Annotated in this window: 9 protein-coding genes; 3 read left to right on the forward strand and 6 right to left on the reverse strand. The window is 40.6% G+C overall.

Annotated elements, in window-relative coordinates; all coding sequences use genetic code 11:
- Positions 1–767: 767 nt before the first annotated feature.
- A complete protein-coding gene (locus HMPREF0549_RS01960; RefSeq protein WP_003716584.1) occupies positions 768–2459 on the forward strand; it encodes a hypothetical protein in 1692 nt (563 codons plus the stop codon).
- Between the two features lie 234 nt (positions 2460–2693).
- Here HMPREF0549_RS01960 and HMPREF0549_RS01965 read toward each other — a convergent pair whose 3' ends face one another.
- From HMPREF0549_RS01965 to HMPREF0549_RS01980, 4 genes are all read right to left on the reverse strand, one after another.
- Positions 2694–3584, reverse strand: a complete 891-nt coding sequence (locus HMPREF0549_RS01965) for a 3-hydroxyacyl-CoA dehydrogenase (RefSeq protein ID WP_003716585.1) — start codon at positions 3582–3584, stop codon at positions 2694–2696.
- Positions 3585–3600: 16 nt separating this feature from the next.
- Complete coding sequence (locus HMPREF0549_RS01970) at positions 3601–4488, reverse strand: 3-hydroxyacyl-CoA dehydrogenase (RefSeq protein ID WP_040530747.1); 888 nt, start codon at positions 4486–4488, stop codon at positions 3601–3603.
- A 219-nt stretch (positions 4489–4707) separates the two neighbouring features.
- Positions 4708–6165 (reverse strand): sucrose phosphorylase, encoded by a 1458-nt coding sequence (gtfA, locus tag HMPREF0549_RS01975; RefSeq protein WP_003716587.1) that lies wholly within the window; start codon positions 6163–6165, stop codon positions 4708–4710.
- A gap of 27 nt (positions 6166–6192) precedes the next feature.
- Positions 6193–7410, reverse strand: a complete 1218-nt coding sequence (locus HMPREF0549_RS01980) for an MFS transporter (RefSeq protein WP_003716588.1) — start codon at positions 7408–7410, stop codon at positions 6193–6195.
- Between the two features lie 280 nt (positions 7411–7690).
- Between HMPREF0549_RS01980 and HMPREF0549_RS01985 the strand changes: the two genes are divergently transcribed.
- Positions 7691–9016 (forward strand): dihydrolipoyl dehydrogenase family protein, encoded by a 1326-nt coding sequence (locus HMPREF0549_RS01985; protein ID WP_003716589.1) that lies wholly within the window; start codon positions 7691–7693, stop codon positions 9014–9016.
- 206 nt (positions 9017–9222) lie between these two features.
- Here the strand turns inward: HMPREF0549_RS01985 and HMPREF0549_RS01990 are convergent, their stop codons facing one another.
- Entirely contained in the window at positions 9223–10065 is an 843-nt protein-coding gene (locus tag HMPREF0549_RS01990) for an aldo/keto reductase (protein WP_003716590.1), read from the reverse strand.
- A gap of 197 nt (positions 10066–10262) precedes the next feature.
- Between HMPREF0549_RS01990 and HMPREF0549_RS01995 the strand changes: the two genes are divergently transcribed.
- The gene (locus HMPREF0549_RS01995; protein WP_040530751.1) at positions 10263–11153 is read left to right on the forward strand and encodes an aldo/keto reductase; all 891 of its coding nucleotides are present in this window, start codon (positions 10263–10265) and stop codon (positions 11151–11153) included.
- A gap of 66 nt (positions 11154–11219) precedes the next feature.
- Here the strand turns inward: HMPREF0549_RS01995 and HMPREF0549_RS02000 are convergent.
- A partial coding sequence (locus HMPREF0549_RS02000; RefSeq protein ID WP_040530754.1) for a serine hydrolase occupies positions 11220–11928 on the reverse strand: 709 nt, incomplete at its 5' end.

Below are 11928 nucleotides of genomic sequence, written 5' to 3' on the forward strand. Positions count from 1 at the left end.
TATGAATTTCACTTTTATTATATCATTTAATCTTCGCTGGAGCCTGGTAGAGGTATAATAAAGTTAACTAATAATAAATTTATTATATAGAGATAAGTGTATGATAATAATTGCATTTAAGTTAAAATAGATATACGATTTATTTTGAGAGTTTAAATTAAGAAATTTGAAAACTTGTTTATCAAGCGAATGTTATTTTAACCTCACTAGCATAATTCTTCACAAAATCAGTTTGCTAGTGGGGGGAGAGTAATAATTAAGAATGGAAGCTGAATTATACTGTTACGATCAATAATCGGGGAATAATTTTTATAATTAATGGTTGTAACGGGCTGGTCAATAAGGCAAAGTGACGGTGAGATAATGAATATTAATGAGCAAAATCAATCAATAGATCCAAGTCAACTGACTGCTGCTAATGAGTACTTTGACGAAGGCAGCAGGGACACTATGGATCCGTTGTTTTACATAGTTTAGATCGAGCATTAAAGCAAGAAAAATTACGGTCAATTCCGTACACCGAGAACGAGGATGGCTCATTTAAGAAGATTCATATCCCCGTCGAAGGTGGTTACGCTTCAGTATTAAGCGATGGTAACGTTGTCAATACGTTTGACCCGGCAACCTTAAAGGATCCTACTAAGGATACTGATGTCTACTACATTGTTTACTACGGTTTAGTTGGGCAAAAGACGGCTAACCTTTCTAACCAGCCACAAAGTATTGAACTGGATAACTTCTACAGTGTTAGTACGTCAGGGGACGAAATGTGGCCCGCTACATTTGGTCCCATTACGTTGACTAATAACCTGAACCAGATTTTTGATAGGAATACTTCTATTTGGGTTGAAGGAAACTATATTGATACCGGGCGGAATTCTATTAAGATGGCTGCTCAAAAGATGGACGAAAATGGCGAGCCGGTTCCAGATACCAATGTTGGAACGTACACGTTAACCTCTAAGGGTGCTCACCGTGGTGCTGAAGTTAGTTTTGAATTAACCGACAGTACTTATAATGGGCCGATTGCTCCAGCTTACGTAATCTTGTCAGATAGTAACTTTGAATATATTGGTTTTGTCCGTTTCCAACCACAAATCATTCGTGGTGAAGTTTCTAACCCGTCAACTGTTGGCTGGCAAGGTAAGGAACAACATGCCAAGATTTCAATTAAAAATAACCTACCTGTAATTACCCAAAACGATAATCCATCAACTGATCTGTTTTACCAACGGACTAATCCTGAAAAGAAGATTGAACAGAAAAAGCCATCAAATATTGATGTAAGGGACATCAAGTTCTGGGTCAACGGAAGCGCAACTGGTGCACAATCACTTGATGCAATCTTGAACGACGAAAAGATTGGTGTTTACCGGATTAACCGGGGAAAGAATGAAATTATTTACCAGCCAAGCGGGACATTTGTTGGTCGTCCGCAACCAATAGAGTTTATTGCTTATGGTTCAGATGGTCATAGTTACCTTGGCAATTTCAGTCAGACTGTTTTAGGAATCCAGCTGCAAAACACTCATGATATTCAAGGGGTTACTCAGACTTCACAAATTACAATTATTTCTAGTCCTAATGAACCCGGGAGACCGCTTGATAGTAATTGGCCAATTGACTTTATCAGCAATAGTCAGGCAAGCAAGCAGCTTAGTGCGACTAAGAATGGTCAGACTGTTGGTCTATATCAAATTGATCCTAATACAGGAACAGTATCATTTGCACCAGATAAAAACTTTATTGGTCAACCAGATAAAGTAACTATTCGGGTAACATCTGCTAGTGGTGAGCAGACCAACCTTCAGTACCAGCCAACAGTTGACGCTGTTCGGCCGAGTGCGCGGATTGCGCCAACAATTGGTGAACAAGGTCAAAGTCAAACTTCTAAGGTTCGGATCACTAGTGGTAGTGATCAAGTAATGGCTCGGATTGATGCTAACCACCCGGCCCGCTTTATCATTAATGGTCAGGTAAGTAATGCTGAAAAGATTTCTATCTCAGGAATTGGTAGTTATATTTTGGAACCAAGCACCGGATTAGTGACCTTCTCACCTGACTTTGAATACTTTGGTAAGCCAAAGGGCATTAATATTCAAGTAACCGATGATAACAACACACCGGCAATCGCCACTTATAACGTTACTGTGTTACGTCATCAGGTTGCACAACAACCTTCACCAGCAGCTAATAGTGGTGACCAAGGGGTAATTGAAGAATCACCTGCTGGGGAAACAGTTATTCAACAGCCGGTTAGTCAACAACAATCACAACCGGTTCAACAACCACAGACTCAGCAGCAACCAACTCCACAGCCGACACCGCAACAACCAGTTCAGAATGTTGCCGAGCAGGTTCCTGGTGCTGATAATACCGAGTTGCCAATGCTAGATGACACCAACGCTTGGTACATGATAGCAATTGCTCTTCTTGGCGCATTGTCTGGGGAAGAGTAAATTAAACTTAAACTAAAAGAGGCTGAGAAAAAACAAAACGTTTTTTCTCAGCCTCTAACTATTACCGATAATTTTTAAATTTACCGAGTCTAATCGCGCGAATCAAGCAGAGCCCTAATGTCTAGTTACGAACGGAGAACGTTTCTAACCGAACCAACCTCCGTTCTCGACTAGCCATACGGACTCTCAAGAAGCTTGATTCCCAGCTTTTTTTGCTATTTCATAGCTATTAATTTATTTCTTTAGAAAATCTGGGTCTTCAAATTCAGGGTTAGGGTAGTGATAGAATCCTTGACCTGACTCTTGACCAACGTGTCCGGCATCAATCATTGCTTTTAACTTTTGAGCAATTGTTTGGTGAATCTCATCTTTGGTAGTTTGGTAAGCATTGAGCTCCATTTGGTAAGGAGTCCGTAAACCAACCATGTCCAAGATCATAAATGGACCCATTGGTGAATTAGTAGAAATCATCCAGTCCTTATCAATTGTTTGCGGATCAGAAACATTATTTGCCCATAATTGCATTGCAGAAGCAAGGAGAGGCATTAAGACGGCGTTAAGAACATAGCCATGTTGTTCCTTATGAACCTCAATTGGTACCATCTTAATTTCACGAGCGAAGTCAACAACCTCTTGGTAAACCGCTGGATCAGTTTGTTCAGTTCCCATAATTTCAGCAACGTTAAACCGCCAAATCTTATTAGCGAAGTGCATGTGGAGGAACTTTGCCGGGCGATCAACAAACTTAACCAGTTGACTGGGGATAAATGATGAAGAATTACTTGCAAAGATCGTTTTAGCAGGAGCGGCCTGTGAAAGTTCAGCGTAAAACTTTTCCTTAAGTTCTAATGACTCTGGGAGAGCTTCGATGACGTAATCGGCGTCCTTAACGGCTTCTTTAAGATCAGTGGTAATTGTAGTGATATTATCTAACCCAGCTTGAAATTCTTGATCGGTTAAGTTGAGATCACGTTGATAATCCGCTTTTAACGCATTAATTCGCTTTTCAGCAGTATCAATGTGGTGGTTATAAACGGTAACATTAAATCCATTAAGCGCAATTTGGTAGGCAATCTGGCTTCCTAAAACACCAGCACCCGCAACGGTAATGTTTTTAAATGACATAATTACGTGCTCCCTTCTACTTCTTAAGAAAATCTGGGTCCGCAAATTCAGGGTTAGGGTAGTGATAGAATCCTTGGCCTAATTCAAGTCCTTCGTGACCAGCATCAATCATTTCCTTAAGCCGATCGGCAATCACCTTGAAGATTTCTTGATGGCGAGATTCGTAAAGGTTAGTGACAATGTTCCAAACTGTCCGTAAGCCAACGTCATCGAGCATCATAAATGGGCCAACAGGTGAACCGGTAGAGATCATCCAGTCCTTATCAACCGTCTGTGGATCGGCAACACCTTTTACCCAAAGAGCCATTGCGCTAATCACAAATGGAATCAGGAGTGAATTAAGGACGTATCCTGGTTGTTCTTTATGAAGCGGGATTGGAACCATCTTAATTACGTGGGCAAAGTCAACTACTTCTTGGAAAACAGCAGGGTCTGTCTCATTCGTCCCCATAATTTCGGCAACATTGCATTTCCAAATCTTATTGGCAAAGTGCATGTGGAGATATTTTGCTGGCCGATCGACAAACTTAACTAGCTGACTGGGAACCATGGTTGAGGAGTTACTTGCAAAAATAGTCTTTGCCGGGGCAAGTTTTGATAATTGCTTGTAGAACTCTTCCTTAATTTCCAGATTTTCTGGTAAGGCCTCAATTACATAATCAGCATCTTTAACTGCTTCGGCAAGGTCAGCGGTGAAGCTAAGCCGACTAAGACCAGCATTGAATTCATCATCACTTAGTCCCAAATCGTTTTGGTAACTTGCCTTTAGCGCACTAACCCGCTTCTTAGCAGTGTCTGGATTGCGATCGTATGCTGTAACGTTGAACCCATTTAATGCCGTTTGATAAGCAATCTGGCTTCCAAGCACACCCGTTCCAGCAATTGTTACATTTTGAAATGCCATTATAATCATCCTCCTGTAACAAACCTAGTTAACAATACAACTCTATGCTGATCGTAACATAAAATCGCTTACAATAAACGAAATTACAAAAAATAGGCTACTAATATCCAAAATCTTGGAATATTAGTGGCCTAATTAAGTTTAGGATGTTGGTAATTTTATTTAACCGTCCTTGTTAATTGGAAAGGGTTTATTATCAGTCCGGTTAACCTAATGAAATTACTTTTGTTCCATAACCTTTTCACCGTTAGCAGTGATTGTAAAGGTCTTGTTGGCAGCATCAGCATCGAGAACAGCAACGTTCTTGCCGTCTTTATCCTTCCGCGTAATCTTGATTGTGGTTTCGCTTGGCGTTTCAACTTCAATTGAACCATCAAGGTCGAAGGCAGCAAACTTGTTTCGCCATGAAAGCAAGTCTAAGAGGTTCTTAACTACTGGACGTTGAACTTCCTTAGCAACTTCATCCTTAGTGTAGTAATGACGGTTGATGTTTCGACCTTCCTTAGTCTTTTCGAGTAATTCAAGGTCGTTTGAGCCGGCAAGCAAACCAACGTAGTAAATCATTGGGATACCAGGAGCAAAGACTTGGATTGCCCGGGAAAGGAGGTAGGCGTCATCGTTGTCACCTAATGCTGAGTAGTAAGTGGAGTTGATTTGGTAAATATCAAGGTTGTGGTATTCAGCACTTGAGTACTTCCGCTTAACGTTAGCACCAACCTTGTATAATTCGTTTGATGCATATTCAATTTCATCATCAGTTAAGATGTCCTTAGCATCAACGACACCAATTCCGTCGTGAGTATCAAGAGTAGTGAATTGCTTCATTGGTGACATTTTCAGCCACTTAGCAAGGCGGTTAGTCTTACCAGAGTAGAGAGTGTAAAGAGTGGTCATTGGCAAAGCAAAGTCGTAAACGAAGTAACCATGGTCAGAAATCTTTTCTGGAATAGTGTAGTGTTCGTGGATTTCTGGCAAGATGTCAGCCTTGTAAGGGGCAAGAATATCACGGACTTCATTTAAGAGGTCCCAAATTTCTGGTTCAACAAAGAAGTCGTTAGTGTCAACCTTCTTTACAGCGTAAGCAAAGGCATCCAACCGGATTAAGTCAGCACCATGCTTAACCATATCAGTTAAGGTTTGCTTGAAGAATTCTTGGGCAACCTTGCTCTTAACGTTGATGTCAATTTGTTCTTCACCGAAAGTATTCCAAAGGTGTTCCTTAGAACCATCATCAAAGTCAATTTCTTGTTCAGGGGCCTTATCTTTCCGCTTGTAAATAAGGTCAATGTCTTCTTGAGTAGGACGACCCTTACCAGCAGCTTCCCAGAACTTTTCCCAACGAATAAAGAAGTCGTTGTACTTGGAATCATCATGGTTCTTCTTGAAGTCTTGGTACATTACTGACTTCTTGGAGATATGGTTAATCATGAAATCGAACATTAAGTAGTAATCTTCACCTAATGCTTCAACGTCATCCCAGTTACCGAATGCGGAGTCAACAACGTCATAACGGTATGGAGCGAAACCACGGTCACCAGTTGATGGGAAGAATGGTAGCAAGTGAACACCACCAATAGCATCGCCAATGTAGTTTTTTAATACTTCGTGAGTTTCCTTAATATTCTTAGCCATTGAGTCAGAATAAGTAATTAACATTGCTTTGTTTTGAATAGGCATAATTAAAATCCTCCTAAATAATTTTGATTAAGCTTTTTGTGCATGACGACTTGCAAAGAAGATGATGATTCCAATTAGAATCAGGACAACACCATAAACCGGGAATGGTGCTGCGAGGCCGAGACCGCTTAATGGTTGACCAAGCAAGTTGTTTGTCCATTGACCGATGGTTGGTGAGAAAAATGAACCAAAGTTAAATCCGATTAAGCAAAGGGATGTTACTAATGGTTGCCGCTTAGCAGGAGCCAAGTCTGGAAGCAGGTTGAAAATTAATGGTGAAACTAATTGAAGCGGGAAACCGATTAATAGTAAACCGATGACCATGACAACAAAGTTATGACCGGCAAAGCCAAACAGGAAGTTTGAAAGGGCCATTAAGCCGAGGCCAAGGTAGACAGTTCCAAAGCCAAGCCGTTTGTTAATTGGCCCATAGCAGATTCCACCAAGAGTTGCTCCAATCAGCATTAAAGAAAGGAACATTGATGAACCAGTGTATTGTTCACCATTGATGGCAACGGATAATCCAGGGAACCGGTTTTCCATCCCAACATAGTCAACAACCAGCAGAAATGCAAACAAGACAAGAAGGTAAACCACGGGACTAATCTTAGTGATTTCTTGTGGCTTTTCGTTAGTTAATTCCTCAGCGAGGTCGTCTTCAGCAACGCTATCATCCTGAGCCTTGCTGTCATCAGGAACCCGCATTGCGAAGAAGAAGAGAACAACGAATGCAAAGGCATAAACAAGGAATGAAGCATGCCAGCCTGCGTAATTAAGTAAAAGACCAGCAACTGCAAGGGTACATGCTTGACCAATCTGTTCGGCAGCCGCACGCCAACCAAGCATTTGAGCTCGGGTCTCGCCTTGGTACCAAACTGAAATCAAGGAAATCGCTTGGGAGTTGTATAACCCATAACCAGCACCCAGAATTAGTCGGGAAATCAAGATAACAGTGTAGTTATTAATAAACATTGGAACCAACCCGGCAAGACCAACGATGGTAACACCAGCCATAATAATCTTCTTGTCAGAAATATTGAACCATTCTTGAAGTAATGGTGAGAGGACAACGAAGATCATTACCGCAAATGAAGGAGTAGTAACCAGGTACTCCGATTGTGGTTGACTGATTCCTAATGCAGCCTTTAATTGTGGTAGTGAACCTTGAATGGCATACGCACTAGTAACCATGAAGGAAACAGATAAGAAAGCGAGTTTGGTAACCATTGAATTCTTGTTATTCATAGTTCAAATTACTCTCCAAATTATTAATTTGATAAACGCTTATCATTTAGCTTGTGTGAATAATATACAATGATCATTTTTAAATGTCAAACGTTTATCAAATAAAAATGTAATCATTTTCATTGCTATTAAATTGGCATATTATGAAAATAAAAATGAAAGCTTGTAGGAATGCGAAAAGGAACGAATGAATAATGAAAGTGAAAAGGTGAATAAGCAGAAAAATATTTTTTAAGGCTGGCTTATGTTATCGTGAAACCAAGAGAATGGAGGGCAAAAAATGAAGAAGTATGATTATATTTTAATTGGCTCTGGCCCAGCGGCTTATAAACTATCTAACTTATTAGCCAAAACTTCCCGCAAGGTTTTGATAGTTGATGGGGATGAGTTTGGTGGGACCTGTCCGAACTATGGCTGTGAACCGAAAATTTTTCTTGAAGGTGCAACCAGAGTAGTTCTGCAAAGTCAACAACTCCAAGGTCGAGGGATCAAACAAGCAGCATCAATTGATTGGCGAGAATTGATGGCTACTAAGCTAAATCGTTTTAATTCATGGCCGGAAGAAACCAAATCAATCATTGCAAAGAGTCATGACGTTGAATCAGGATATGCTCATTTTGTGGATGACAATACGATTGAAGTTAATGGTCATCAGTACCAAAGTAATCAGATTGTGATTGCTACGGGGCAGCGTTCTCATCGGTTAGCAATTCCTGGTGAACAGTTTACGCATACTAGCAGGGATGTGCTATCACTTCCTCACTTACCACAACACGTTACCTTTATTGGTGGCGGTTATGTAGCCATGGAATTAGCAACTGTACTGGGTGCTGCAGGGGCTTCAATTACGATCATTGATCATTCTGCCCGGCCGTTAAAAGCTTTTCCTGCATCAAAGGTTCAAGTGGTTACGGAAGCAATGGAAAAGCGGGGGATTGAATTCTTAATGAATACTAGTGTTCAGGGTGTTCGGCAGCAAGATGAAGGATTTATTGTACAGACCGATCAAGGAGAGATCCCAACTGATTATGTAGTCGATACAAGTGGTCGCCAACCTAACATTGATCGGCTAGCATTAGCAGTGGCTAACGTTAATAGTGCTCGGGGCGGAATCATTGTTAATGAACACCTACAGACAAGCAATCCAAACGTGTACGCAATTGGTGATGTTATCAGTCGACCGCAACCTAAGCTGACACCAGTTGCTGAATTTGAAGGAGAATATCTCTTTGACTACTTAGAAGGAAAGACAACGGCAGCAATTAAGTACCCAACGATTGGAACCGCTGCGTTTACATTCCCAGAGATTGCCGAAGCCGGTGTGAATGAAGAAGTTGCAAGGGGGAATAGTCAATACCAGACAAAGACCCTTAACCTCAAGTATTCTAGTCTTGCAGCTGGCCAAAATGATCAAACCGGAAAGCTAACACTAATTTTTGAGGGAGACGCCTTGGTTGGTGTAAGTGCTGTTGGTGACAATGCGGCCGATGATGTTAATAACTTCTTACCAGTAATTGGATTAAGGATTACTGGCGAAGAATACCGACAAGCAATCATCGCAATTTATCCGGCATTAGCAGATAAGGTTGCTGGAGAGTTGATTTGATGATCAATAAAGGGGCTTGAGAAAAAACATTTTGTTTTTTCTCAAGCCCTTACTATTACCAGTAATTTCCGGAATTACCGAGTCTAATCGCGGGAATCAAGCAGAGCCCTAGTGTCTAGTTACGAACGGAGAACGGTTCTAATCAAACCAACCTCCGTTCTCGACTAGCCATACGGACTCTTAAAAAGCTTGATTCCCAGGTTCTGCTAATATTGATGATTATATTCGTAAGTCAATTCGGGTTCTCGGCCGGTTCGAGCGTATTGATTAAGGTCATCGATCTTCTTCATTTCCTCAGTTGATAGGCTAAAATCATAAATATCCGCATTTTGCTGAATCCGCTCGGAGTGAACGGACTTTGGAATAAATGAAACCCCGTTTTGCAAGTGCCAACGTAAAATAATCTGAGCAGTTGACTTACCGTGTTTTTCAGCAATTTCCTTTAATTCAGGAATATTGAGGACTGCTCCACGACCAAGCGGACTCCATGCCTGAGTAACAATTTGATGTTCTTCGTCATATTTAAGCAGTGGCTTTTGGGTTAAGCGTGGATGAAGTTCAACTTGATTAACGACTGGCATTTCATTAGCCTTGGTTGCTAAATATTGAAGATGAATAATTTGGAAGTTGCTAACACCAATTGATTTAGTAAGTCCTTCCTTTTTTAGTTCTTCAAACGCGCGCCAAGTATCAAAAAATGCTCGCTGAATAGGCCAGTGAACGAGTAATAGGTCAACATAGTCCATTTGAAGCTTCTTCAAGGATTCTTTTACAGAATCGATTGCACTTTGGTATCCTTGGTTAGCTTCAGAAACCTTGGTGGTGACAAAAATATTTTCCCGGGAAATATTTAAATCTTTAAATGCCTGACCAACTTCTGCCTCATTATTGTAGAGTTGAGCTGTATCAAAAAGACGGTAACCATCCTCATAGGCAGCCTTAATAGCGTGATTCATTGTTTCTTGGTCATCAACTTTATAAAGGCCAAATCCTTCTTGTGGCATTTGATTACCATCAGCAAGGGCTAACATGTTTGATTGAATTTCCATTTTGACACTTCCAATTAAGAAATTAGAGAATACTGACTTAAATTTTCTGAGATTAGCTTGTTACTAAGCCAAAAATTTAACCTTATTATAGATCTGTCTTTACTGGTTATTCAATGTCGTGGCTATCTATTAGTAGTTAACTTTTTTTGCATTCTAATAGTAAAAGGATTAATACAGATTATGGAGGTGGGTAATATATGAACCGAAATATGCAACCACAAATCGAACTGAATAATGGAGTAAAGATTCCTCAATTAGGACTGGGAGTTTGGAAGTCCACAATTGAGGATGCGGCAAATGCTGTTCATGCTGCCTTACGAAACGGTTATGTTCTAATTGATACAGCTAAACAGTACGGAAATGAAGCAGGTGTTGGTAAAGGAATTCAAGCTGCCATTAAAGAGGATGGTATTAATCGTGATGATATTTTCCTAACTACTAAGATTTTTAACGGTGATCAGGGAGATTATGATCATGTTCGGCAAGCCTTTGAAGGGCAGTTAAAAGCTTTGCAAACTGATCACGTGGATCTTTTATTAGAGCACTGGCCAGTAGATGGAAAATATAACGAAACCTGGCGAGCAATGGAAGCAATTTTAAAAGATGGTCAAGCACGGGCAATTGGTGTTTCCAATTTTAATAATGAAAGGCTGACTGACTTAATGGATCATGGGACGATAATTCCGGCGGTAAATCAGATTGAGTTCAACCCACATATCCATCAACAGGAAATTGTAGACTTTGACCGTTCACATGGTATAAAGCTTGAAGCTTGGTCACCACTAGGAAGCGGGACGTTATTAAAGGACCCGGTTGTTAACAAGATTGCTGAAGCACATAATAAGAGTGCAGCTCAAGTTGAACTTCGGTGGGGATTGCAGCATGGAATGATCGAGCTAGCAAAGACGATCCATGAGCAACGGATGAAAGAGAATATGGAGATCTTTGATTTCGAGCTTTCTGCTGATGAGATGAAAGAAATTGATGAATTAGATCAAGAAAAGCATTCACTTTGGTATCATGATTTCCAGTGGAATGGTAATCCTGATGGAATCGGTGATTATGTTGCAACGCCAGATAAGTGGTGAAATTTAATTGGAATAAAATAGCCTCTCACTTTCGGTATACCGAAAATGGGAGGTTATTTTCGTTGTTTAGTTTAAAATTGGTTTTGTGACACGGGCAAGCTGGTTGAGAACCTCTTCTCCGGTCTGCATTGACTGGTTTTTATCACTGTACATGGCGATGGTATAGGAGGTCCCGTTACTGTTTTTAACATAGCCGATACTGTTAATGATCCATTTTTCATTACCATTTTCGAGCCAACCGTTCTTTAAGGCGAAGTTATCGCTTGATGCTGAGACACCCCAGATTTGATCGCTTTCAACATTACTCATTAGACTGCTAATGTATTGTTGAGAATCTGCGGATAAAAGATTTGACTTGTAGAAAATATTATTCAGAAGCTTAATTTGATCCTTAGCCGTCGTGGTACTTAATCCCCAAGATGAATCCGCTGTTGAATCCTTCATCCCAAATTGATTAAACGTGGATTGAAGTCCTTGCTGTCCGCCAAGATCATCGAATAATTCACTGGTTGAGTTATTGTCACTTGCTTCAATCATTTGTTTAGCTAGTGAACGCTGGTGTGAGGATAAGACACCATCTTGCTTAACCAGGAGACCGGCAAGAACACTAACTTTGACCGTACTTGCCATGTGGAATTTATGGTTTGGGACGTTAGATGAAGAGTACGTGCGGTGAGTTTTCGGTGAATAGACGGCAATGGCAACGTTATTGTTTGAGGTGAAAATGATCTTATTCCAAGCTGATTTTAAGCGGGGACTCGTTGCGGTAAAATGG

The sequence above is a fragment of the Limosilactobacillus vaginalis DSM 5837 = ATCC 49540 genome (assembly GCF_000159435.1).
Classification (GTDB): Bacteria; Bacillota; Bacilli; order Lactobacillales; family Lactobacillaceae; genus Limosilactobacillus; species Limosilactobacillus vaginalis.

Excerpts from the sequence above, each read along its gene's own strand:
- HMPREF0549_RS01960 (WP_003716584.1), top strand. The coding sequence starts at position 768 with ATGTGGCCCGCTACATTTGGTCCCATTACGTTGACTAATAACCTGAAC.
- HMPREF0549_RS01970 (WP_040530747.1), bottom strand. The coding sequence starts at position 4,488 with ATGGCATTTCAAAATGTAACAATTGCTGGAACGGGTGTGCTTGGAAGC.
- HMPREF0549_RS01965 (WP_003716585.1), bottom strand. The coding sequence starts at position 3,584 with ATGTCATTTAAAAACATTACCGTTGCGGGTGCTGGTGTTTTAGGAAGC.
- HMPREF0549_RS01995 (WP_040530751.1), top strand. The coding sequence starts at position 10,263 with ATGAACCGAAATATGCAACCACAAATCGAACTGAATAATGGAGTAAAG.
- HMPREF0549_RS01990 (WP_003716590.1), bottom strand. The coding sequence starts at position 10,065 with ATGGAAATTCAATCAAACATGTTAGCCCTTGCTGATGGTAATCAAATG.
- gtfA (WP_003716587.1), bottom strand. The coding sequence starts at position 6,165 with ATGCCTATTCAAAACAAAGCAATGTTAATTACTTATTCTGACTCAATG.
- HMPREF0549_RS01985 (WP_003716589.1), top strand. The coding sequence starts at position 7,691 with ATGAAGAAGTATGATTATATTTTAATTGGCTCTGGCCCAGCGGCTTAT.
- HMPREF0549_RS01980 (WP_003716588.1), bottom strand. The coding sequence starts at position 7,410 with ATGAATAACAAGAATTCAATGGTTACCAAACTCGCTTTCTTATCTGTT.